The sequence below is a fragment of the Celeribacter sp. genome, from assembly GCF_048266405.1.
In the GTDB taxonomy this organism is placed as follows: Bacteria; Pseudomonadota; Alphaproteobacteria; order Rhodobacterales; family Rhodobacteraceae; genus Celeribacter.
In genome coordinates this window covers 175,081-198,631 of sequence record NZ_JBLWZO010000002.1, presented here as the reverse complement: position 1 = coordinate 198,631, position 23,551 = coordinate 175,081, and the positions used below count along the sequence as shown (strand labels likewise).

The 23,551-nt window shown below is 57.0% G+C and carries 22 protein-coding genes; 12 read left to right on the top strand and 10 right to left on the bottom strand.

The annotated features are described in order from the left end of the window. Positions 1-59 precede the first annotated feature (59 nt). A complete protein-coding gene (locus ACN0TS_RS05725; RefSeq protein ID WP_417258378.1) occupies positions 60-584 on the bottom strand; it encodes an invasion associated locus B family protein in 525 nt (174 codons plus the stop codon). A 180-nt stretch (positions 585-764) separates the two neighbouring features. Between ACN0TS_RS05725 and ACN0TS_RS05720 the strand changes: the two genes are divergently transcribed. Continuing rightward, positions 765-1,766, top strand: coding sequence for an asparaginase (locus tag ACN0TS_RS05720; protein WP_417258377.1), 1,002 nt, complete (start codon positions 765-767; stop codon positions 1,764-1,766). 2 nt (positions 1,767-1,768) lie between these two features. Here ACN0TS_RS05720 and ACN0TS_RS05715 read toward each other — a convergent pair whose 3' ends face one another. Then, on the bottom strand, positions 1,769-2,527 hold the full coding sequence (locus ACN0TS_RS05715; protein WP_417258731.1) for a TSUP family transporter: 759 nt from the start codon (positions 2,525-2,527) through the stop codon (positions 1,769-1,771). Further along, complete coding sequence (serB, locus tag ACN0TS_RS05710) at positions 2,527-3,411, bottom strand: phosphoserine phosphatase SerB (protein WP_417258376.1); 885 nt, start codon at positions 3,409-3,411, stop codon at positions 2,527-2,529. Before serB ends, ACN0TS_RS05715 begins: the two co-directional genes overlap by 1 nt. 195 nt (positions 3,412-3,606) lie before the next feature. Here serB and ACN0TS_RS05705 point away from each other — a divergent pair, with 195 nt between their 5' ends. Both ACN0TS_RS05705 and serA read left to right on the top strand, forming a co-directional pair. Then, on the top strand, positions 3,607-4,749 hold the full coding sequence (locus ACN0TS_RS05705; RefSeq protein WP_417258375.1) for a phosphoserine transaminase: 1,143 nt from the start codon (positions 3,607-3,609) through the stop codon (positions 4,747-4,749). A 127-nt stretch (positions 4,750-4,876) separates the two neighbouring features. Next, positions 4,877-6,469 carry a phosphoglycerate dehydrogenase gene (gene serA / locus ACN0TS_RS05700; RefSeq protein WP_417258374.1) on the top strand — a complete coding sequence of 531 codons (1,593 nt, stop codon included), beginning with the start codon at positions 4,877-4,879 and terminating at the stop codon, positions 6,467-6,469. A gap of 71 nt (positions 6,470-6,540) precedes the next feature. Here serA and ACN0TS_RS05695 read toward each other — a convergent pair whose 3' ends face one another. Both ACN0TS_RS05695 and ACN0TS_RS05690 read right to left on the bottom strand, forming a co-directional pair. Further along, on the bottom strand, positions 6,541-6,957 hold the full coding sequence (locus ACN0TS_RS05695) for a gamma-glutamylcyclotransferase family protein (protein WP_417258373.1): 417 nt from the start codon (positions 6,955-6,957) through the stop codon (positions 6,541-6,543). Beyond that, positions 6,954-7,343, bottom strand: coding sequence for a hypothetical protein (locus ACN0TS_RS05690; protein ID WP_417258372.1), 390 nt, complete (start codon positions 7,341-7,343; stop codon positions 6,954-6,956). Before ACN0TS_RS05690 ends, ACN0TS_RS05695 begins: the two co-directional genes overlap by 4 nt. 150 nt (positions 7,344-7,493) lie before the next feature. On the opposite strand from ACN0TS_RS05690, the gene ACN0TS_RS05685 reads away from it, so the two are divergent. Both ACN0TS_RS05685 and ACN0TS_RS05680 read left to right on the top strand, forming a co-directional pair. Next, positions 7,494-8,234: a metallophosphoesterase family protein gene (locus tag ACN0TS_RS05685; protein WP_417258371.1), complete on the top strand. Its 741-nt coding sequence runs from the start codon at positions 7,494-7,496 to the stop codon at positions 8,232-8,234. A 126-nt stretch (positions 8,235-8,360) separates the two neighbouring features. After that, positions 8,361-10,610, top strand: coding sequence for an ATP-binding protein (locus tag ACN0TS_RS05680; protein WP_417258370.1), 2,250 nt, complete (start codon positions 8,361-8,363; stop codon positions 10,608-10,610). A gap of 1 nt (position 10,611) precedes the next feature. Here the strand turns inward: ACN0TS_RS05680 and recQ are convergent, their stop codons facing one another. Both recQ and ACN0TS_RS05670 read right to left on the bottom strand, forming a co-directional pair. Further along, positions 10,612-12,663 (bottom strand): DNA helicase RecQ, encoded by a 2,052-nt coding sequence (gene recQ / locus ACN0TS_RS05675; RefSeq protein ID WP_417258369.1) that lies wholly within the window; start codon positions 12,661-12,663, stop codon positions 10,612-10,614. Between the two features lie 94 nt (positions 12,664-12,757). Continuing rightward, the gene (locus ACN0TS_RS05670; RefSeq protein ID WP_417258368.1) at positions 12,758-13,045 is read right to left on the bottom strand and encodes a YggT family protein; all 288 of its coding nucleotides are present in this window, start codon (positions 13,043-13,045) and stop codon (positions 12,758-12,760) included. 134 nt (positions 13,046-13,179) lie between these two features. Between ACN0TS_RS05670 and ACN0TS_RS05665 the strand changes: the two genes are divergently transcribed. The 6 genes from ACN0TS_RS05665 (at position 13,180) to arfB (ending at position 18,434) form a co-directional block, all read left to right on the top strand. Continuing rightward, entirely contained in the window at positions 13,180-13,716 is a 537-nt protein-coding gene (locus ACN0TS_RS05665; RefSeq protein ID WP_417258367.1) for an acyl-CoA thioesterase, read from the top strand. 70 nt (positions 13,717-13,786) lie between these two features. Next, positions 13,787-15,160: an MFS transporter gene (locus tag ACN0TS_RS05660; protein WP_417258366.1), complete on the top strand. Its 1,374-nt coding sequence runs from the start codon at positions 13,787-13,789 to the stop codon at positions 15,158-15,160. Continuing rightward, positions 15,160-16,074, top strand: coding sequence for a penicillin-insensitive murein endopeptidase (gene mepA, locus ACN0TS_RS05655; RefSeq protein WP_417258365.1), 915 nt, complete (start codon positions 15,160-15,162; stop codon positions 16,072-16,074). The genes ACN0TS_RS05660 and mepA overlap by 1 nt, the downstream gene beginning before the upstream one ends. Beyond that, complete coding sequence (locus ACN0TS_RS05650; RefSeq protein WP_417258364.1) at positions 16,047-16,913, top strand: esterase-like activity of phytase family protein; 867 nt, start codon at positions 16,047-16,049, stop codon at positions 16,911-16,913. Before mepA ends, ACN0TS_RS05650 begins: the two co-directional genes overlap by 28 nt. Positions 16,914-17,033: 120 nt before the next feature. Further along, positions 17,034-17,675 (top strand): queuosine precursor transporter, encoded by a 642-nt coding sequence (locus tag ACN0TS_RS05645; RefSeq protein ID WP_417258363.1) that lies wholly within the window; start codon positions 17,034-17,036, stop codon positions 17,673-17,675. Between the two features lie 342 nt (positions 17,676-18,017). Continuing rightward, positions 18,018-18,434: an alternative ribosome rescue aminoacyl-tRNA hydrolase ArfB gene (gene arfB / locus ACN0TS_RS05640; RefSeq protein ID WP_417258362.1), complete on the top strand. Its 417-nt coding sequence runs from the start codon at positions 18,018-18,020 to the stop codon at positions 18,432-18,434. Here arfB and ACN0TS_RS05635 read toward each other — a convergent pair. The 3 genes from ACN0TS_RS05635 to pncA form a co-directional block, all read right to left on the bottom strand. Next, complete coding sequence (locus tag ACN0TS_RS05635) at positions 18,379-20,112, bottom strand: AIPR family protein (RefSeq protein ID WP_417258361.1); 1,734 nt, start codon at positions 20,110-20,112, stop codon at positions 18,379-18,381. The genes arfB and ACN0TS_RS05635 overlap by 56 nt on opposite strands. A 12-nt stretch (positions 20,113-20,124) precedes the next feature. After that, a complete protein-coding gene (pncB, locus tag ACN0TS_RS05630; protein WP_417258360.1) occupies positions 20,125-21,417 on the bottom strand; it encodes a nicotinate phosphoribosyltransferase in 1,293 nt (430 codons plus the stop codon). Positions 21,418-21,555: 138 nt separating this feature from the next. Then, on the bottom strand, positions 21,556-22,146 hold the full coding sequence (pncA, locus tag ACN0TS_RS05625) for a bifunctional nicotinamidase/pyrazinamidase (RefSeq protein WP_417258359.1): 591 nt from the start codon (positions 22,144-22,146) through the stop codon (positions 21,556-21,558). 147 nt (positions 22,147-22,293) lie between these two features. On the opposite strand from pncA, the gene ACN0TS_RS05620 reads away from it, so the two are divergent. Further along, on the top strand, positions 22,294-23,526 hold the full coding sequence (locus tag ACN0TS_RS05620; protein WP_417258358.1) for an Hsp70 family protein: 1,233 nt from the start codon (positions 22,294-22,296) through the stop codon (positions 23,524-23,526). Positions 23,527-23,551 lie beyond the last annotated feature (25 nt).

Here is a 23,551-nt window from a genome sequence, read left to right as displayed (position 1 = left end):
TAGCAAAAAGGCCCCGCCGTTACAGCGAGGCCCAATTCGAATGTGTCGTGTGGTTCGGCTTAGCCGTTACAGCGTTTTGCCGCGTCCTCAACCGAGGCGGTAAAGCCCAACAGCGAGAAGGTATCTTTGGTATAGGTGCCGCGTGCCGAATATCCGGACACGGTTGCAGCCGCCCCGCGTTTCATCGCGGCGATGATTTTCGCGTCATCCTCTGGTGTCACGGCCCATGCGGTTTCGTTTTCGGTGAAGAGCGTGAAATTCGATCCGCCGATTTGCAACGTCACTTCGGAGCCGCTCGCGAATGGATAACCGCCCGCAAACGAGACCTGCCCTTTAACTCCGTTGGAGGGGGCGTAAGACACAAACAAAAGGATTTCGCCGCGGCGCACGGATTTGATGCGGCCAGAGCTGTCAGTGTTTACGGTCTCTTTGGGTTTCGAGACGGTCCAGCATTGTGTGCCCTCTTGGAACACATACCAATCGGTGTTTGACGCGACTTGGTTGCTGCTTTCTTGTGCAAATGCGGCCGTTGCGGCCAGTGCGAACACGGCGCCAAGGACGATTTTCTTAAGGGAATGGAACATTGATTTTTCGCTGCCTCTAGCTATCTCGGCCCGTTGCCATTACGCCTCCGCTGTCTTTAGCTGCGGTTTAGTGCGTGGTGGACCCGTTACAAACTCAATTGGCACAGTAGCGTATAACGGTCAAATTGGGAAAGACCTGTTGGCAGAAATTCGCTGAAACGTGATTTGGAGAGATTTGAGATGACTGACCGTGTTGTGGAGATGGTGGATATCTGGCGTGGACCCGTGGCCGAGAGCCGTCATACGGGTCTTGCCGTGGTGTGCAATGCGGCGGGTGAGGTCGTGGAGGGATGGGGCGATCTGGACACAGTTGTGTTGCCGCGCTCGGCGGTGAAGATGATCCAAGCGCTCCCCCTTGTGGCTTCGGGCGCTGCGGATGCGGCGGGTCTTACGGTCGATCAATTGGCGTTTTCCTGTGCCTCTCATAATGGCGATAAAATCCATACCGACAAAGCGCGGGCATGGCTCGGGGCCTTGGGGCTTTCCGACGATGATCTGATTTGCGGGATACAGGAGCCGATGGGCAAACAGTCCCGCCGTGCCTTGATCAAGGCCGATGAAACCCCGTGTCGCGTTCACAACAATTGCTCGGGCAAGCATTGCGGCTTTCTGACGTTGACCAAACACCTCGGTGCCGGCCCTGACTACGTGCAACCCGATCACCCCGTGCAAAAGGCAGCACTTGAGGCGTTTGAGACGGTGACGGATGAGGTGTCACCCGGATTTGGAATTGACGGATGCTCCGCGCCGAACTTTGCCACCTCCATGCGCGGCCTCGGTCGTGCAATGGGGTATTTCGCGGGGGCACGTGAAGATGGTGATGCCCTGTCGCAAGCGGCGCTGCGGTTACATCAAGCGATGCGCACCCATCCCGAACTGGTTGCGGGAGAGGGGCGGGCCTGCACCGAATTGATGCGGGCGGCCAAGGGTAAGGTGACGATCAAGACGGGTGCCGAAGGCGTCTTTACCGCGATTCTCCCCGAGCAAGGTTTGGGCGTCGCGTTGAAAATCACCGACGGGGCGACGCGTGCGTCCGAGTGCGTGATTGCAGGGCTGTTGGTGAAATTGGGCGCGCTAGACGCCAATGACCCTGTCGTGCGCAAATATCTGAACCCTGAGATCAAGAATTTCGCAGGGATCGTGACGGGCGAGATCAAACTGGCTGAGGGGTTCCCCGACTAACGTCAGAGGAAGTCCCAAAGCAGGCGCAAGGCAAGGGCGGTCGAGACAATGACCAAGACGGGGCGGATCAGTTTCGCCCCGACGCGGGAGGCGAGCGTCGAGCCGACGTAAGCGCCTGCCACCTGTGCCGCGCCCATTGCCAGACCGAGCATCCAGAACGGTTTCGCCACCAATAAGAACCCCGTCAGCCCGCCAACATTGGACGCAAAGTTGAGCAGCTTTGTGTGCGCGGTGGCTTTCAACACGCCGTATCCCGCAAGACTCACAAACCCGATCATGAAAAACGCCCCTGTCCCCGGACCGATGAGGCCATCGTAAAACCCGATGACGGGCACAAAGGCGATGGTGAAGAGGAGCGGTGTGATGCGTTGGACTCGATCCACGTCATCAAGGCCCTTTTTGAACGCAAAGAAGATGGCCACGCCGATGAGCAAAACGGGCAAGCCCAAACGGATCACATCGGTGGGCAGCGATGAGGCAAAGAGCGCACCGATCAGAGCGCCCGCAAAGGAGATGAGTGCCGCGACCCATTGGCGGCGCACATCGACAAGGCCCGCGCGGGCGTAGGTGATCGCGGCCATGCCCGACCCGAACAGGGACTGAACCTTGTTGGTGGCAAGCGCCATGACGGGAGGAAGGCCCGCGAGCATCAGGGCCGGCACGGTGATTAGGCCACCGCCGCCCGCGATGGAATCGATGAACCCTGCGGCGAATGCTGCGACGACGAGAATGATCAGAAGGTCGCCCGAAATCTCGAAGATCACGACAGGGCGCTCACGAATTCGTCTTTCGCGTAGCCTTGGATATAGAGCAATGCAGTCAGGTCGCCGTGGTTGATACGGATGTCACACTCGGCGGCAACGGAGGGCTTGGCATGAAGGGCCACACCTGCGCCTGCGAGACTGAGCATTCCGAGGTCATTGGCCCCGTCTCCGACCGCCATCACGTCATCGTGGGACAGGTCAAGGCGGGCGGTGATTTCTTTGAGTGCGGCGACTTTTGCCTCGCGCCCCAAGATCGGGAGGCCAGGTTTTCCGACCAGTTTGCCGTCCTCGACCAACAGCGTGTTGGCGCGGTTTTCGTCAAAGCCGAGCGTCTCGGCAACATAGCCTGTGAAGGCCGTAAACCCGCCAGAGACAAGCGCGGCGTAGGCGCCGTTTGCTTTCATCGTGGCAAGCAATTCCCGCCCGCCCGGCATAAAGGTGATGCGCTCATTGATGACCTGTTGGATCACGGTTTCGGGCAGATCCTTGAGCAGCGCAACACGTTCGGTCAGCGCCCCGTCGAAATCCAGTTCGCCGTTCATGGCCTTGGCCGTGATCGCTTTGACGTGATCGCCAACGCCCGCCACATCGGCCAGTTCGTCAATGCACTCTTGTTGGATCATGGTGCTGTCCATATCGGCCAGTAGCATCTTCTTGCGACGTCCCTCGGCGGGCAGGACGATCATGTCGATCCCTTGGGTTTGAAGCGCCTCCCAGACATCCCAACGATTGCTCGGCATGTCGGTGATCGGAAACTCGGCGGCCTCCCCAGTGGCAAGCCATTGCGCATCGCCGCCGCCCCACGCATTGCGCAGTGATTCGACCGCTTCGCGTGACAGGGACGGATTGGCGGGATCGGTCAGGAGGGTGACGGCATACATGGGGCAAGGTCTCCGAATGAGGCTTAGGGCGCAGCGGTTACAGCATTGCCACTCTGTTAATAGGGGGAATCCCGATGGGCAACTATTTTGCCGCACCCCTAAAGAAGTGATTGCCAGATGGATGCAAAGAGCATAAATGCGGCGATGGGACACCTCTCCCCAACGAGAGGCATTTTATCTGGAAGGATAGCAGATATGGCTACCAAGCATCCGCAGGCGCGTCCTGCGAACCCGCGTTTTTCGTCTGGCCCTTGTGCCAAAATCCCCACATTTTCTCTGGATCTGCTGGCTGACGCCCCACTGGGCCGTTCGCACCGTGCCAAGGTTGGCAAGGACAAGCTGAAAGCCGCGATCGAGACGACCCGTGAGGTCCTCGGAATTCCCGAAGACTACAAGATCGGCATCGTGCCTGCCTCTGATACTGGTGCTGTCGAAATGGCGCTCTGGTCCCTCTTGGGCGCACGCAAAGCGACCATGTGCGCATGGGAATCCTTTGGGGCCGGTTGGGTTACAGACGTAGTCAAACAACTCAAAATCGACGCAGACGTGAAAACCGCTGACTACGGTCAGATCGTTGATTTCGCGGATGTCGATTTCAACACCGACGTTGTGTTCACATGGAACGGCACCACCTCTGGTGTGCGCGTCCCCAACGGCGATAACATCCCCGCTGACCGTGAAGGTCTGACCATCTGTGATGCGACTTCTGCAGCCTTTGCGATGGACCTGCCTTGGGACAAGCTCGATGTGACCACCTTCTCCTGGCAGAAGGTTATGGGCGGCGAAGCGGCGCACGGGATGATCGTCTTGTCTCCACGCGCTGTCGAGCGTCTGGAAAGCTACACGCCCGCATGGCCACTGCCGAAAATCTTCCGCATGACCAAAGGCGGGAAGCTGATCGACGGTATTTTCACCGGTGCGACAATTAACACACCATCCATGCTCGCCGTTGAGGACTACCTCGTGGCGCTGGACTGGGCGAAAACGGTTGGCGGGCTTGACGGTCTGATCAAGCGTTCGACCACCAATGCCAAGGTGCTTTGGGACTTCTGCGACCGTCACGACTGGATCGCCAACCTCGCCGAAGACGAGGCGACGCGCTCCAACACCTCCGTGTGTCTCAAGTTCACAGACGACCGCATCAAGGACGGCGCAGCCTTTGCAAAAGCCGTGGCCAAGAAGCTCGAAGACTACAACGCCGCTTACGATGTTGGCGCTTACCGCGATGCCCCTGCGGGTCTGCGCGTGTGGTGTGGTGCGACGATTGAAGCCTCCGATATCGAGGCCCTGACGCTCTGGCTCAAGTGGGCCTTCGAAGAGTGCATCGCTGATCAATAACGCCTGATTTTTGGCGGTCGGCAACCTGTCGGACTTTTGTCGGACTTTTGTCGGCCCCCACAGGACCAAAGCGTCGGGCGGCCCCGCCCGATCTCCAATCCCATTATATTCCTGAGGAGCGCCCATCATGGCACCCAAAGTTCTCGTATCCGACAGCCTTTCTGAAACCGCCGTTCAAATCTTCCGTGACCGTGGCATCGAAGTTGATTTCGAACCTGCCCTCGGCAAAGACAAAGAGAAGCTGGCTGAAGTCATCGGCAAATATGACGGTCTCGCCATTCGTTCCGCGACCAAAGTGACTCCGTCGCTTCTGGAAAAAGCCGACAACCTCAAAGTCGTTGGCCGCGCCGGTATCGGCACCGACAACGTCGACAAGGAAGCCGCGTCGAAAAAAGGTGTGATCGTGATGAACACGCCGTTCGGTAACATGATCACCACCGCCGAACATGCCATCGCGATGATGTTCGCCGTTGCGCGTCAAATCCCCGAAGCCTCTGCATCGACCCATGCGGGTAAATGGGAGAAATCCAAATTTATGGGTGTCGAGCTGACTGCGAAAACACTCGGCGTCATCGGCGCAGGCAACATCGGCGGCATCGTTTGTGACCGTGCCCGTGGCCTGAAGATGAAAGTGATCGCCTACGATCCCTACCTCTCCGAGGAGCGCGCTGTTGAAATGGGTGTCGAGAAGGTCGAGCTTGACGATCTGCTCGCTCGCGCTGATTTCATCACCTTGCACGTGCCGCTGACCGACAGCACCCGCAACATTCTCTCGAAAGAGAACCTTGAGAAAACCAAAAAAGGCGTGCGCATCATCAACTGTGCTCGCGGTGGTTTGGTTGACGAAGAAGCGCTTGCTGATCTGTTGAAATCGGGCCACGTGGCCGGTGCCGCACTCGACGTGTTTGCGGTTGAGCCTGCAAAAGAGAATGTGCTCTTTGGTCTGCCCAACGTGGTCTGCACCCCGCACCTCGGTGCCTCCACATCGGAAGCTCAGGAAAATGTGGCGCTGCAAGTGGCTGAACAGATGTCCAACTACCTGCTCGACGGCGCTGTTGAGAACGCGTTGAACATGCCATCCATGACCGCCGAAGAAGCCAAGATCATGGGCCCTTGGGTCACATTGGCAGAAAACCTCGGCTCTTTCATCGGTCAGGTCACGGATGAAGCGATCAAGGAAATCAACATCACCTTTGACGGTGTTGCCGCAGAGATGAACCTCAAAGCCCTCGAAGCTGCCGTTATCGCCGGCATCATGCAGGCTGCGAACCCTGACGTGAACATGGTGTCCGCACCTGTCATCGCCAAAGAGCGCGGCATTCAGGTGTCCAAAACGACCCAAGATGCAACGGGCACCTTTGACGGCTATATCAAGCTCGACATCCAGACGGTCGAAAAATACCGCACCATCGCAGGTACGGTGTTCTCGGACGGCAAGCCACGTTTCATCCAGATCAAAGGCATCACTATCGACGCCGAAGTGGGCGAGCATATGCTCTACACCACGAACAAGGACGTTCCTGGCATCATCGGTAAACTCGGCACGCTGCTCTCCGAGCACGAAGAGAACATCGCCAACTTCACCCTTGGTCGGACGGAAGCAGGCGGCGACGCGATCGCAATGACCTTCCTCGATACGCCGATCAAATCCACCACTGTGAAAGCGCTAAAAGACAGCGGGCTGTTCCAACACGTACGCCCATTGCACTTCAAAGCGTAAGACGCACGCTCCGACAAAGAACGAAGGCCGCCCCATCGGGCGGCCTTTTTCGTGTCAGCGATGGGCGGAGATCAGGCGCGAAATTTTCCGTCGGGAATGCGGGCGTCCTCGCTTAGCTGCCAGTTGTAGATATAGACCCATGCTTGGATCGCCTTGTCGCCATGATGCACGGGTCGCAACACGCGGCGATATTCGTAGGGCGCCTCAAATGGCGGGCCAATATCCTCATAGAGGTCGAGCCGTTTCATGATCTTTGCGGCGTTGTCGCCAAGGCGGAACAGATCACCATGAACAATATCATTTGGCAGATCACTGTCGATTACGCCGGGATAGTAGCTGACTTTATAGAGGCGTCCCTGCATCGTGGCTGTGCCGATATGGGTTGAATTGGCGTGCAAAAGTTGCGCCATTTCGTTGCCCTCAATGGCTTGCATGAGGGTGCCATAGACAAAGAGGTAATCTCCGGGTTGGACGGTTGGCTCGGTCATTTTTTCGCGGCCAAAGAAGTGACGAGATGATCCAGATTTTCGTAGCCGTAGTCTCGCATATATTTGACGACAAAGGCATGATCGGCCAATCGACGGATATAGTAGTCAAACATATCGAGAACCTCGTCGCGGCGGATGTTCTTGTTTTTGAGCTGCACTGCGATGAACTCGAAAAAGTTCAGGTAGTCGACAAAGGCCTCATGGAGATCGGTGCCGTCCATGTTGTCTATATCGGTCGAAAGTTGGCGGATTTCTTCCTCGGGTTCGTAATCAAGTATGCGGCGCACGGGATCGAAGCGATCATTTTCATAGAACTGTTGATACAAACGATAGAGCCACTCGGAGCGTCGCAGTTTCGCGTCGCGTCTGTAGGTCATAAGCGCCATAATCGCGCCGATTACGATGACGCATGTTTGGGCCCATTCTCTAAATTGATCCAACAATTTTGCCGCCTCGCCTTTTCATTTCGGTCAGGAAAACCATAGTAGTGTTGAGGGCGGATGCAATCATCCGCATGACGGATCAAAGGACATATTATGCGCATTTACGCTATCGGTGATATTCACGGACAACTCGACATGCTCAAGGCTGCTCACGCTCGTATCGAGGCGGATAAGGCGCGGGTCGGGGATGCGGATGCACAGATTGTTCACCTTGGTGATTATACCGATCGCGGTCCCGACAGCCGCGGCGTGATCCAGTATCTCAAGGATGGGGTGGAGCGGGGCGAGCCGTGGGTTTTGATCCGTGGCAATCACGACCGCATGTTCACCCGTTTCGCGCGATTCGGCATTGCCCATGACGAGCGGATCAAATCGGGGCTATCATGGCTCGACCCGCGTTTGGGAGGGCAGACCACGCTGGCGTCCTATGGTGTTGAGTCCGAGGACGGCGCGTTCGAGGTGGCTCATATGCGTGCGAAAAAAGCTGTGCCTGATGACCACCTCACCTTTCTCGAAACGCTGCCACTGACCTATGAATGGGAGGGGTATTTGTTTGTTCATGCGGGCGTCAATCCGAAGGTTGCCTTGGCCGATCAGGACGAGGATGATCTGATCTGGATTCGCGAAGGGTGGCTCGATTATCACGGAAAGCTGCCGTTTATGGTTGTCCACGGCCACACGGCCATCGACGCTCCGACGCATTTTGGCAACCGGATCGATATTGATACGGGCGCGGGTTATGGCCGCCCGATGACGACTTTGGTGATCGAGAACGGCCATGAGGAAGTGGTAACACCGACGGGGCGTGCGCCGCTCGAACACGACAAAGCGTAGGGGCGGCGGAGACCGAAACGGTTTTCGAGAAATTTTCCCTATTCGGTTAAGACAATTTTCACCCTGACCTCCGATTTTGAATCAAAGCCCGCAGAATGTCGGGCGAGGGACGAAAGAGGTCAGACGATGGAAGATTTCGATACGCTTGCACAGGAGCGGCGCGCGCGATTGGCGGCAGAACGGCTGTTGGAGCTCAAGCAGGCCGAGCTTTATGAGGCCAATCGGAAGCTGTCAAAACATGCGCTGTCCCTCTCGGGCGAGATCATCGAGAAGCGGCAGGAGGCCGAACACCTTAAGGTCGAAAACTCCCGCACCCGCGAAGATCTGGACAAGGCGAACTCTGCAATCGTGATCGCCGAGCGCCGTTTGTGGGATTCCTTGGAGACCATTCAGGACGGCTTTGCCGTGTTCGACCCTTCCGATACGATGATTGCGGCCAATTCCGCCTATTTGCGCGTGTTCGACGATCTGGAAGATGTGAAGCCCGGGATCAGCTATAGCGACATTGTCAGACTCGCTGTCGAAGAGGGTATCATTGATATCGGGGATATGTCGCGTGAGGCCTATATCGAGGCGGCGCTGACGCGGTGGCGGGCGGCAACGCGTGAGCCGCAAACTGTGCGCCTGTGGAACAATCAATACGTCAAACTGGTCGATCGACGCTCCCGCGATGGCGATATGGTCTCGTTGGGGCTGAACATCACGGGGACGATCCGCTACGAAGAACGGCTCAAGAAAGCGCGGTATAAGGCGGAAAGCGCCAACCGCGCGAAATCGGCCTTTCTCGCCAATATGAGCCATGAAATCCGCACGCCGATGAACGGTATGGTCGGAATGGCGGACCTGCTCGCGGAGACGAGTCTCGACAAGGAGCAACGGCTCTTTGTCGAAACCATCAAAAGCAGCGGGACGGCTCTTCTCAATCTGATTAATGACGTGCTTGATTACTCCAAGATCGAAGCCTCCAAACTGGTCTTGAACCCAGAGGTGTTTGATCTGGAAAAGTGCATCCACGATGTCATTGTGTTGCTACAACCCAATGCCGCGCAAAAGGGTCTGTCGCTCATCATCGATTACGACATGTTCCTGCCTACGCGCTTTGTCGGTGATCCGGGCCGGATGCGTCAGGTGTTGACCAACCTGATCGGCAATGCGGTGAAGTTCACACACGAGGGCCATGTGATTGTGCGGGTGGTTGGCGTGCCTGAAAAAGGCGGGCTGTCGCAGCGCGTTCACGTCTCTGTCGAGGATACGGGCATCGGTATTCCCAAAGGGTTTGAAAACCACATCTTTGGCGAGTTCAATCAGGTCGAGGACGACCGAAACCGCAAGTTTGAGGGCACCGGACTTGGTCTGGCCATTACGCGCGAATTGGTTCAGTTGATGGGCGGCGAAATTTGGGTCGATAGCGTCGAGGGCGAAGGCTCCTGTTTCGGGTTCTGCATGTCGATGGATGTTGTTGGCGAAAGCGCCGACAATCGCGCCCCTGCATGGATCAAAGACATTGCTGTCGTTGAAAGCGTCGAGGCTCATGCAGACATCCTCTCCAAACAACTGGCCGCCCTTGGGATCAAGGCGACGATCTTCGCGGATGCGAAATCGGTGCTGGAGAACCCGCCCGCCGTGCAGGCGTATCTGATCAGTCAGCACCTGGAAGATTTGGAAATCGAAGAGGTCATTGCCGCTCTGAAGGCGGCAGAGGTCAAGGCGGGCATTCTGGTGATGGCGGCGGGCATGGGAATGAAGGCGCCCGATATCCCTGATGTCCATGTGGTTCACCGTCCTTTGGTGCGGGCCGAACTGTGCCGTGCCTTGGCCGCTCTCGAACCTGTTGAGATTTCCGCTCTGCCGCCTCTCGTGTTGGAGGGACCGCAAATGCCTGACACCACAAAAAAGGCAGGCCTGCGCCGGATGCGTATTCTCGCTGCCGAGGACAACAAAACCAATCAACTCGTTTTCGGAAAAATGGTCAAAGCACTGGATGTCGAGTTGGTGTTTGCCAACAACGGCCAAGAGGCCATTGACCTCTACCAGAGCTTTGACCCTGATTTGGTGTTCATGGACATTTCAATGCCCGAAGTGGATGGCAAAGAGGCCACGCGGAGGATCCGTGAGATCGAAGCGCAAACAGGGCGTCACGTGCCCGTCGTGGCGATGACCGCACACGCGATGACGGGGGATGAGGAGGAAATCCTTTCCCACGGGTTGGACCATTACATGACCAAGCCGCTGCGCAAAGCCGCCATCATTGACCGCATTTTGATGGAGCACCCCGCAGAGTGCAAACCCGTTGCGCCGATGGATGATGATGCGCCCTCAGCGGTGGATACGGCTGTGCGCGAGGCAATGGCCGAGGCGACGCAGATCGGTGGTTAGGTCACGCGGCTAAGATTGCATCTAGAAACGCAGGACCAAACCGCTCTGCGGGGCGCTCCCCAATCAATCGCGCCAAGGCGTCGAGATCACGCGGGCGCAGTTTGACCACGCGAGCGATTTGCGCGGAGGTCAATGTGACGGGCTTGAGCGTGCCGCAGTCGCCACGCGACAGTTGCGTTTGAATCTCTTGTAGCTGATCGAACAAATCCCCCCCGCCAGAGGTCGCCAGTTTGCGACGTGCGGGATGGGTTTCGGGCGCATTGGCTCCGAGGATCACAGACAAAAAGGTCTCGCCGTAGCGTTCGAGTTTTTTCGCGCCAACGCCCCCGATCTGTGCCATCTCGTCGAGCGACTTGGGGCGCTTTTCGGCCATTTCGATCAAGGTGCGATCCGCAAAAACGACATAGGCGGGCACGCGGGCCTCTTCGGCCAAGGCGCGGCGTTTGGCCTTGAGCGCGGACAAAAGCGGCGCATCTTCCTCGGAGACCAGAGAGCGCACCACGGGGCCTTTCTTTGCCCGCGCAATCGTGTCGCGGCGCAGGGTAATCTCGGCCTCGCCCTTGAGAATTGGGACGGCGGGTTCGGTCATGTAGAGCGCCCCGTGACGGTCGGGGTTCGGGCGGATCAGGTCGACGCCCATCATTTGCCGAAAGATCGCGTTCCACTGCCGCTTGTCGTATTCCTTGCCGATGCCGAACACGCTGAGTTGGTCGTGGTTCCACTGCTTGGTTTTGTCGGTCATCTTGCCCATGAGAACGTCGATCAAATGACCCGCGCCGAAGCCCTCGTCACAGCGCAATACGGCGGAAAGTGCTTTGCGCACGGCCTGTGTTGCGTCGAAAAGCTCGGGCGGAGAGTCGCACAGATCGCATGACCCGCAGGGTTCGGACTCTTCCCCGAAATAGGCCAGCAGGTTCTGGCGGCGGCACACTTGTGCCTCGGCGATGCCAAGCAAGGCATTGAGGCGAGCATGATCGGCGGTGCGGCGCTCCGAGGGCGCGGGGCTTTCGTCGATCTGGCTGCGGCGGAAGCGAATGTCGTCGGGGCCGAACAGGGTGAGCGTTTCGGCGGGCGCGCCATCGCGGCCCGCGCGTCCGATTTCCTGATAATAGCCCTCGACGGATTTGGGCAGGTCGGCGTGGGCGACCCAACGGATATCGGGTTTGTCGATCCCCATGCCAAAGGCGACCGTGGCCACGACGATCAATTCGTCCTCTTGTTGGAAGCGCCGCTCGACCTCGCGGCGGCGGTCGGGTTCCATGCCGCCATGATAGGCAAGCGACAGATGGCCTGCGTCGGTGAGGGCTTTGGCGAGGCTTTCGGTCTTGGCCCGCGTGCCGCAATAGACGATGCCCGACTGGCCTTTGCGGGCGGCGGCGAAGTCGAGGATCTGACGGCGCGGGCTGTCTTTGACGGCGAAGGCGAGGTGAATGTTCGGGCGATCAAAGCCGCGCAGGAAGGTTTCGGGCGGCTCGCCCTCAAACAGGCGCGTGACAATCTCGGCGCGGGTTTCCTCGTCGGCGGTGGCGGTGAAGGCCGCGAGAGGGACATTGAGAGCGCGGCGCAGATCACCGATGCGCAGATAGTCAGGGCGGAAATCATGGCCCCATTGGCTCACACAATGGGCCTCATCCACGGCGATGAGAGAGACGTTCGCGCGGCGCAACATCGGCAGGGTGCCACCGGAGGCAAGGCGCTCAGGTGCCATATAGAGCAGTTTGAGACGCCCCTCGTTCAGGGCCGCGAAAACCGCATCGGTTTCTTCATCGGTATTGCCAGAGGTCAGCGCACCTGCCTCGACACCCGCCGCACGCAGCGCTTGGACCTGATCCCGCATCAGTGCAATCAGCGGCGAGATCACGACAGTCAGGCCATCACGGCACAGCGCGGGCAGTTGAAAGCACAAGGATTTCCCACCGCCCGTCGGCATGATCGCAAGGACGTTTTTGCCATCGACAACGGCGTCCACGATTTCCGCCTGACCAGGGCGGAAGGCGTCAAATCCAAAGACGGAGGACAGGAGGGAAAGGGCCTGTGAGGTGTCGGATGCCATGAATACTGCTCTTTTTGATTGAGAGCAGAATCGCACGGGCGCGTCACGGCCTCAAGGGGCATTCGCCCTTTGGCCGCAAATCAACAGATGTGGATTACAGGAAGCGGTAGGCGTTGTTCTGAATGATGATTTCAATCGCATAGATCGCGATGAAGGCAATCAGCGGCGCTAGGTCGAGACCGTTCATAGGGGGCAGGCGACGACGGATCGGGCCGTAGACCGGTTCCAACAGGCGCGACAAGCCGTCCCAGATTTGGGCGACAAGTGGTTGGCGCATGTTGAGCACCTGAAAGCTGATGAGCCAACTCATGATGATATGCACGATCATGACAAATTTTACGATGCCGAGGATCATGAGTAGAATTTGGATGAGAGAGATCATTTAGGGGCGCACCTTCGTTTTCAAGTTCCGCATTTACCTAAGGACTCGGCGGCGTTTGCGCAAGAGAGGAGAGAATTCAACTTTACCGCAACGTCGTGGTTGACGCCGCGCCGCAGTGCGGCAAGGGTGCGCGCATGTATCCATTTATCCGCGCCTTCTATCACATGGCACGCGCGCGCCGCATGCCGAAACTCACGCCCTTTGAGACTCACGTGTCCGAGCATATCTGCTGGCCGTGGGACATTGATCTGTGGATGGAGTTGAACAACGGTCGCACGTTGACGCTCTTTGACATGGGGCGCGTTGGTCGCTTCATGCGCGACGGCTCACGCGAGGCGGCGAAAGAGGGCGGGTTCGGTCTGGCCGTGGCGGGCGCATCGGTGCGCTACCGCAAACGTGTGACGATGTTCCAGAAGGTCAAAATGTATACAAAGACCGTCGGCTATGACGACAAGTTTTTGTATATGGAGCAGTCCATGTGGAACAGCAAAGGCGAGTGCTGCAACCATATCCTGCTACGTGCCGCCGTGTTGGACGGGCGCAAAATGGTCGCGCCGCAAAAGTTCGTTGATGTGCTTCAACCCGGTTTGCAAAGCCCGCCATTCCCCGCATGGGTGCAGGCGTGGATCGACGCTGACAACACGCGCCCGTGGCCGCCCGAAAAAGACTGATCTTAATTCGATTGCCTTAACGTCCATTTGCCTGTTCTATCCCACGTAAGTAGCGGAAGAGGGGGATGGCATGGCTGAGCCAACGCATAAAAAGCGCATTTGGGGTTGGATGATGTATGACTGGGCAACGCAGCCCTATCATACGCTGATCATTACCTTCATTTTTGGTCCCTTTTTCGCAGAGCAGGTCATCGCCACCCTCACCGCAGGCGGTATGGATAGCGAGATGGCCAAGGCCGAAGCGCAGTCCATCTGGGGCTATGGCCTTAGCATCGCGGGTCTGACGATTGCGCTTCTGGCGCCTGTCCTTGGCGCGGTGGCCGATAGCACGGGGCGCAGGATGCCGTGGATCAGGACGTTTTCGTTGATCTACGTGATCGGGGCCTTTGGTCTCTGGCTCGCTACCCCCACAGATTTTCCCACCGTTTTGATCCTCGTTCTGTTTGGCTTGGGGATGATCGGGCTGGAATTCACCACCATTTTCACCAATGCCATGCTGCCCGATTTGGGCACGCGCGAGGAGATCGGCAAAATCTCGGGCAACGGATGGGCGTGGGGCTATGTCGGTGGCTTGATTGCGCTTGTCGTTATGCTTTTGTGCTTTGCCGAAAATGCCTCTGGCGTGACGCTAATCGGAATTTCTCCTCTATTCGGATTTGATGCCGCCGCTCGTGAAGGCACGCGGTTTGTTGGGCCGTTCGTGGCGCTGTGGTTTATCGTCTCGATGATCCCGTTCTTTTTATGGGTGCGTGAACCCAAGAGCGGTGCGGGCGGACACGGTGGCGGGTTTTCCAAGGGGCTGCGCGATCTAGGCGTGACACTGAAAAGCCTACCTGCCCGCAAGTCTCTATTCGCCTATCTCGGTTCGTCCATGTTCTACCGTGACGCGCTCAATGGCGTGTATACCTTTGGCGGCATCTACGCCCTTGGCGCGCTCGGGTGGAGCGTTGTCGATGTGGGCGTGTTCGGTATTTTGGGTCTGCTGACGGGCACCCTGTTTGCCTATTTGGGCGGGGCTGCGGATACGCGTTTTGGACCCAAAACCGTCATTGTGGTCTGTATCATGGTCTTGATGGCTGTTTGTGCCTCGATCCTGACGATCACCCGTGATGGCGTGTTTTTCATCCCTGTAGCGGCGGATAGCGCTCTGCCCGATATTGCCTTTTATGTCTGCGGTGGTGTGATCGGGGCCTGTGGCGGGGCAATCCAATCCGCCTCACGCACGATGATGGTGCGCCAAGCGGACCCCGAGCGGATGACCGAAGCCTTTGGCCTCTACGCGCTCTCGGGCAAGGCCACGTCCTTCCTTGCGCCTGCGTTGATTGCGGTGGTGTCGGATGTCACAAACTCACAGCGCCTCGGCATTACGCCGCTAATTGGCCTTTTCCTTATCGGCCTCATCCTGTTAGCTTGGGTTAACCCAGAAGGTGCGGAGGTCGAGTAATGCGGTCAGTTTGGTTTGGTTTGATTGTCTGTGCAGGATTGGCAGCCTGTGGCGGGGATCGTCCGTCGTCCTCGGCAAAATCCACGGCCTCTGTAACGGTGTCCTCGTCGGATCACCGCCCCGCGAAAGCTGTGTTCGGGGCGCAGTCCGGTCCATCCTCTGGCGCCTCTGAAGCCCTTGGCTCCTATGCCAAGGGCTGTGTCGGTGGGGCTGTCCAATTGCCCGAAACCGGCCCGACATGGCAGGCCATGCGCCTGTCGCGCAACCGCAACTGGGGCCACGAAACTTTGGTAGATTTCGTCAAAGACCTCTCGCGCAAAGCCGCCGCCCAACCGGGGTGGGCGGGTCTATATGTGGGCGATATGAGCCAACCGCGTGGCGGTCCGATGCTGTCAGGTCACGCCAGTCACCAAATCGGTCTGGACGTGGACGTCTGGATGCTGCCGCCCAAACGCCTCGACCTGTCTCGCACGGAACGTGAGAACCTGTCGTCGATTTCCATGCGTCGTGCAGGTGGGGCCTACGTCAATAGCGACTGGACCCAACAGCATCACAACGTCATCAAAGCCGCCGCTCAAGACCCTCGTGTCGCGCGTATCTTTGTCTTCCCCGGTGCGAAGGTGCAGATGTGCAACGACGAGAAGGGCGACCGCGCGTGGCTCAATAAAATTCGTCCGTGGTGGGGGCATCACTACCACTTCCACGTGCGCCTCAAATGTCCCAAGGGCGAAAAAACCTGCGTCGATCAGGCTCCGCCTCCTGCGGGTGACGGCTGTGCCGATGCGCAGTCATGGGTGAACAATATTCTCAACCCACCGCCCCCAAATCCCAACGCAAAGCCATCTAAACCGAAACCCCAGATCACAATGGCGACCTTACCCGCACAATGTTCATCCGTAGCCTCGCAGCATTAATCGCGCTCACAGCGCCTCTTTCGGCGCAAGAGGCGGATTATCTGGGCAGCTACAGGTGGCAATCAAGCGACCCGCTTCACGGTGGGTACTCCAGTCTTGAACTGTCTGAGGACGGGACGCGCTATGTGACGGTGTCCGATCGCGGGGCCTTTGATACGGGGCAGATCATTCGCGATGCGAGCGGCATGATCGTGGAGGTTCAGTCCGATGGCATTGTTCCGCTGAAGGGCATCGACTCCGATGATCTCCCGAAATATGGAAGCGATTCCGAGGGTTTGGCTCAGGGAGCGGATGGCACGCTCTTTGTGAGTTTCGAGGGGAAACACCGCATCTGGTCCTACGCCTCTCCTACCTCGCGGGCACAGGCCGTTCCGTCACATCCCGACTTCAATGCGCTTCAGAACAACTCCGGACTGGAGGCACTTGCCATTGATGCGCAGGGGCGGCTTTTGACGTTGCCCGAACGCTCTGGCGACAAGTCCGCGCCCTTTCCCGTCTACCGCAATGGCGGTGGCACTTTCGGGATCGTGTATCGCATTCCGCGCTCTGGCGAATACCTGCCCGTTGGCATGGATGTCGGGCCTGATGGTAAGCTCTATCTGTTGGAACGGTGGTTCCGTGGTATCGGATTTTCTTCCCGTGTGCGGCGGTTCGATCTATCGGACAGTGGCATCAGCAATGAGGTGACCTTGATCGAAACGAGCCTCGGCTCGCATGACAATCTCGAAGGGATCGCCATATGGGAGGACCCGCTTGGCATCCGCATCACCATGATTTCAGACGATAATTTCAAAGTGTTCCAAGTCACCGAATTCGTGGAATACCGCGTGACCGAATAATCTCTTGATCTGCTCCGCACAGAGCGTTACATCCCCGCATCGCCCTTTGCGGGGCAGTCACCCAAGCTCCGATCATCGGGGCCGAGTTGCCGTCACCTTCGATAAAAAACGGACCAAATCATGAAACGTATCCTTCCTGGCATCCTTGCTATGGCCACCATCGTGGTCGCTTCCAATATTCTTGTGCAATTTCTGATCCTTGACGGATTGCTGACGTGGGGGGCGTTCACCTATCCCTTTGCGTTTCTTGTCACGGATGTGATGAACCGCGTCTATGGCGTGGCCGCCGCACGCAAAGTCATTCTGGTGGGATTTGTGACGGGGATCGCCTGCTCGCTCATTGGCACACAGATCACAATGCAGGGCGATGGATACACGTATCAGGCCGTTGCCATGCGGGTGGCGGTTGCCTCCGCGACGGGTTTTCTGATCGCACAACTTGTTGATGTTGCTATATTTAATCGCCTCCGCGAGGGCGCGTGGTGGCGGGCACCTTTGGCCTCTACACTGGTGGGGTCGGCCTTGGACACGGCGCTGTTTTTCACCCTCGCCTTTTCGCAATCTGTCATCGTGTTTGGCGCAGATGCCGACGCCGAGATTTCATGGGCGTGGGACGTTGTGCCCTTCCTGACCATCGGTCCTGACGCGCCGCTTTGGGTCTCGCTTGCGGTTGCGGATTGGGGCGTGAAACTTGCCCTCGCTTTAATCGCTCTGTTGCCATTTCGCGTTATTGTGAGCCGTCTATTGGCACGTGTTGTATAAAAAGACTTGCCATATACCAAATATGTGGCACCATCCTCTTATCGGCAACAAAGAAAAGGAGGTGTCCTAGTGTCTAGAGTCCTAATGGAAACAGAGGTCAAGACAGTCGGAGGGGCCGACGATTAGGGGCAGCCCCCTGTTCAGAACACCTCCGATTGGGCATCCCTAACTGGCCCAATTCCACAGATCTCGAAGGGCTGTCTGATCTGGGCAGCCCTTTTCGCATCTCCCCGAAATCCCTGCCTTTTTGCCTGTCGGCACCGCGTCTGCTATGTGTCGGACTTGTGTATGTCATCTGTTTTTGTCAGGTATTGCGCCCCTCAACCCCACGGACCCCTTCCCATGCCGCTGACCATCACCGACCAAATCGAGATCGCCGATTGGGAATTGTCGGAAAGCTTCATGCGCGCCTCTGGTCCGGGAGGGCAAAACGTCAACAAGGTCTCCTCGGCGGTGGAACTGCGGTTCGAGGCCGAACGCTCCCCACACCTGCCCGCCCACGTCAAAACCCGCCTGCGCAAACTCGCGGGGCGGCGATGGACAAAAGAGGGCGCGATCATCCTGCAATGCGACGAAACCCGCTCCCAAACCCGCAATCGCGAACTCATCCGAGAACGCCTCGTCGCGCTGATCAAACAGGCAACGGAACGGCCCAAGTATCGGGTGAAAACGAAACCGACTCGCGGATCAGTCGAGCGTCGGATCAAAGCGAAGAAGGTGCGGAGCGATGTGAAGAAGCTGCGGGGGCGGGTTGAGTGAGAACTTTGCCCGACTGTCGAAGGGCGCTAGAAATTGCGCTTAGTAACCGAGGCCCTTTTGCGACTTGATCAGTGTCTCCTTCAATACGATAAATTTTGAGAACTGAATTGATACTTTGTTCAATCGCATCTGTTGAAGGAAAATCGCGCAGAAGAAATGCCAACTGATTTGCCGTAATTTTATCTTTCTTCGTAGCTAGGGCAGCAACGTGATAGACTACATAGAATTTAATATTGTTTCGATCTTTGGCGGAGATGTCAGGCCTGTTCCCAAGAACTTCTTCCACTGACTTTAGTAGTTTTGCAGCGGATACATATGACTCTATTGGCATCTTGTTTGAAAAAACTGTGTCATATGATTTTTTGTCGTTTAACAACGTTGATGGTCGTGCTCGAGCATCGTCTGGTCGCTGCAGAACAATTGCCATCATTGCTTGGGCGAGTTGAGGTATTCCGATAATTTTCTGTGGCTCTACGCCCCTGTTTTTATAGTGGTTTTTTCTTCTGTCGTAAAAAATGTCATGTGATTTAAGGGCTTCCTCAATGTCTCTATGAATTTTGTCCGTTGCTCTTAGAGTTATTGGTGACACGCTAGTTTGACTGTTCGTTGACTTAATAATTTTGTCACGAGATTCTTCATCGGTAAGAGGAACAACCTTTACCATAATTTTGCGGTTTTCTTTGCGGAAACTCAATTCGTCAAAATGATCCAAAATTTGAGTGGAAGTTTGCAATCCATTTACAATTTGAGGACTCTCAAGTTCAAGGCATTGGCCACTGATGAATGCCCTATCAGCAACGATTGTGACACCGTTGTTTAGCATCCAAAAATCAACGGTCACTTCATTTCTGAGAGTTTCACGAATTTCTGAGTTAACTGGCACGTTTCCTGCATTGTCGCGTACGTTTGATTCAAATATACGCTCTTGTCTCACTCCATTTTCATCCCGTAAAAAAGCGTTGAAATCCTCCAAATGAGAGAGCACAACGTAGCCATCACCATCTGAAAGATGTTGATCAATTTTCATTGAAAAGCTTGTTTTGGGTATTCTCCGAGCAATAGATAGCAAACGCGACGGACCAACCAGATGCACGGAGGCGTTAACTTTAGAAAACAAATTTTCAATCAGTAACTTAACCTCTTCGGCTTTTCGGTAGAGGTTTTCGTGCACGTTATCATCGGCTTTAGCCGCACAATAGTAAACGTTTATCGTTAGTCCGGGGAAACACGATGCGAGCTTAAGATACGCATCTCTAAAGTCGGCGAACTTATCTTTAATCGCGGTATTTAACTCAGGAAAATCTTGGTCATTTTCCGTTAGGTCGAGCAATTTCCTTAACGTTGACGATATTGCATTTAAACCGTCTTCACTGAAACCTTTAGAGCTTTTCGATTGAAATATGGCGAGTTCAATTTCCACATTATTCTTAAGTTGAGCGGCTTCAAAATCCTCTCGGACCAAACTTCCATTAACGAATGTGTAAACTGAGTCTATTCCGCCATCATGTTCGCCGTCCACTATGCCTGAAAGAAGTTCGTCATAAGAAAGCTCATAATCTTTGAGTATCTCTTCAGCACAAAAAAGCTCAAAGTATTGACTGAAGCTTAGATGGGGAAATTTACTTGCGTTTCGTTGTTGAATGACTTGGGAAAGAACAACTTGATCGTTTGTTGACATATTGACCTCGCACTAAACCACCACATCCATATCAGATTGCTCCCCAACCCCAAACACCCGTTTATACCGTGCGATCTCGTCGCTTGGCCCCATCGCTTTGCGTGGATTATCTGACAGTTTGACCGTGGGGCGGCCGTCCGCTTCAACCGCTTTGCACACCAGTGAGAACGGGGCGAGGGCGTCGTTGTTGACCAGACCGCGGAAGTCGTTGGTCAGCAGCGTGCCCCACCCGAATGACGTGCGCACGCGGCCTTTGAAGCGTTGGTGCAGGTCGACGATTTTCTCGACGTCGAGACCATCGGAGAAGATGACGAGCTTTTTGGTCGGGTCTTCGCCGCGTGATGTCCACCAGTCAATCGCCACTTCGGCCCCCGTCGCGGGATCGCCGCTGTCGATGCGGATGCCCGTCCAGCCCGCGAGCCAGTCGGGGGCGTTGTCGAGAAAACCGCGCGTGCCGTAGGTGTCGGGCAGGATGATACGCAGGTTGCCTTCGTGCTCGTCCTGCCAATCGGCCAGAACATCGTAGGGCGCACGGGCAAGGGCTTCGTCGCCATCGGCCAGAGCCGAGTAGACCATCGGCAATTCGTGGGCATTGGTGCCGACCGCCTCGAGGTCGCGTTTCATTGCGATGAGGCAGTTCGAGGTGCCGGAGAATTTCGAGCCGAGCCCTTCGCCCATGGCCTGCACGCACCAGTCTTGCCAGAGGTAGGAATGGCGGCGGCGGGTGCCGAAGTCGGCGATCTTGAGGCCCTCAAGCGGTTTGAGTTGTTCGACCTTTTCCCACACGCGGGTCATGGCGCGGGCGTAAAGCACCTGAAGCTCGAAGCGCCCCATGTCGCCCGTGACGGCCCGCGAACGCAGTTCCATCAGGATGGAGAGCGCGGGGATTTCCCACAGCATGACTTCGGGCCATGCGCCCTCAAAGGTGAGTTCGTATTGGCCGTCGCGTTTCTCCAAGTGGTAGGGCGGCAGGCGGAGGTTCTCGAACCACTCCATGAAGTCGGGGCGGAACATCTGGCGCTTGCCGTAGAAGGTGTTCCCGCGCAGCCATGTGCTTTCGCCGCGCGAGAGCGAGAGGGAGCGGACGTGGTCGAGTTGTTCGCGCAGCTCGCCCTCGTCGATCAGATCGGCCATGCGGATGGATTTGGTGCGGTTGATGAGCGAGAATGTCACCTTCGTGTCGCGCTTGTTGCGAAACACGGATTGGCACATCAGCAGTTTGTAAAAATCGGTATCGATCAGGGAACGGACGATCGGGTCGATCTTCCATTTGTGGTTATAGACACGAGTAGCAATATCGACCATGTGAGGCCCCTTCTTGAGTTGCACAGGTTAAAGCAGGGCCGTGCGGGGTTTGGCAAGTAACGGGCGGGAATTGTCGGGGATTTGGCGCGATTTGCTGATGAGGGTCGCACCGCTACAACAGCGGCGCGTCGGGCAATCCTAACGCAGGATCACACCTGCCTCGCGCATGGCCGTGGTCGCGGCGGCAAGCGAGCCGTCCATGTCGATAGCGCGGCACAGATCCGTGCGCACGGTGACGGAGAAGCCGAGCTTGGCGGCATCCACGGCGGAGAAGTTGACGCAGAAATCCGTGGCAAGCCCCACCAGTGTCAGCGTGTCGATCCCGCGGGTGCGCAAATAGCCCTCAAGCCCCGTGGGCGTGGTCTGATCATTCTCGAAAAAGGCGGAATAGCTGTCGATTGCGGGGTTGAACCCCTTGCGAATGATCAGATCGGCATCGGTGCGCAGGGCAGGGTGGAAGGCCGCGCCATCCGTGCCTTGGATACAGTGATCGGGCCAAAGCACTTGTGTGCCGTAGGGCATTTCGGTCGTGGTGAAGGGATCGGCGCCGTGGGTGGTGGCAAAGGACGAGTGCCCGCGCGGGTGCCAGTCTTGGGTTAGGATCACCGCGTCGAAGTCGTCCATAAGGGCGTTGACGCCTGCCACGATCTCGTCCCCGCCTGCGACGGCCAGAGCGCCGCCTGGGCAGAAGTCGTTTTGAATGTCGATGACGATGAGGGCGTGGGTCATGGGGCTCTCCGAAATTGGGGTCGCACAGACCCTAACACCGCAACCTGCGAGGTCAATCACCCCTGCTGTCGCGGGGTGTGAACGGGGACTTGCGCGGGGGCGCATCGGACAGTAAACGTCACGCTTTGCGTTTGCGGCGAGGGCGACATGGCGACACTTGGGATAGACTTTGGCACGTCCAACACGGCGGCGGGTTGGATGCAGCGCGGCGCACCTGTTGTCATTCCGTTGGAGGGGCAGAATGCGACCCTTCCGACCGCGATTTTCCTTGAGTTCGGGTCAAAACGCACGCTCTACGGGCAGGCTGCTGCACGGGCGATGATGGACGGTGAAGACGGGCGGTTCATGCGGGCGCTCAAATCGGTTCTGGGCACGCCTCTGGCCCGCGAGCGCAGACAGTTCATGGCCGAGAAATTGACCCTAATCGAGGTCATCGCGCGGTTTTTATCGGAAATCAAAGCCCGCGCCGAAGCCGCCACGGGACAGACCTTTGACGCGGCCATATCAGGTCGCCCCGTACGGTTCCACTCAGTCGATGCGGCGCGGGATGCGCAGGCTCTTGTTGATCTGACACAAGCCTACGAAATGGCAGGTTTCGGGTCTGTTTCCTTCCTGCCCGAGCCTGAAGCCGCAGCGCTCAGTGTCAAAGGCGAGGGGCGCATTTTGATCGTCGATATCGGTGGCGGGACATCGGATTTTACCATTTGTGAGAAGAGCGGATTAGACACCCGCGTGATTGCCTCGGAAGGTATCCGTTTGGGCGGGACGGATTTCGACAAACAGATCAGTTTGAGCCACATTATGCCGCTTTTGGGTCTAAATGCGCAGATCGGCAACGAGTTTGGCGAGGGCAGCCATAGCGCCCCGCGTGGCCTGTATAATGACCTCGCCTCATGGGAGAAGATCACCTTTGTCTACGGCGACAAAACGGTGCGCGAAGTGCGGCGGTGGGAACGGTTAGCCCGTGATCCCAAAGTCTTCGGGCGTCTGGCGGATGTCTTGGAGATGCATCTGGGGCATGATGTGGCCTATGCCGTCGAGGCGGGAAAGATCACCGCCAATGGCGCGAGCGAGGCAATGATTGATCTGGGCGTGGTGGAAAAGGGGCTTGGCGTGTCTTTGCCCAACGGCGACCTAATGGCGCAGTTGTTTCCCGCAGCACAGGATATCGCGCTGTGTGCCGAGGCGACGCTCAAGGCGGCGGATATGACGCCTGACGACATTGACCGCGTTGTCTTTGTGGGAGGTTCGAGCCTTTTGGGTGTTATTCAGCAACGTATCGGATTGATGTTTCCGAACGCTGCTATGGAAACCTCGGAAGTGTTTACAGCCGTGGTGGATGGGCTCGCAATTGCCGCAGGGGCGCGTGTTGGGGCTTGATCGTGGCGCGTGAGAGGCGTAACGA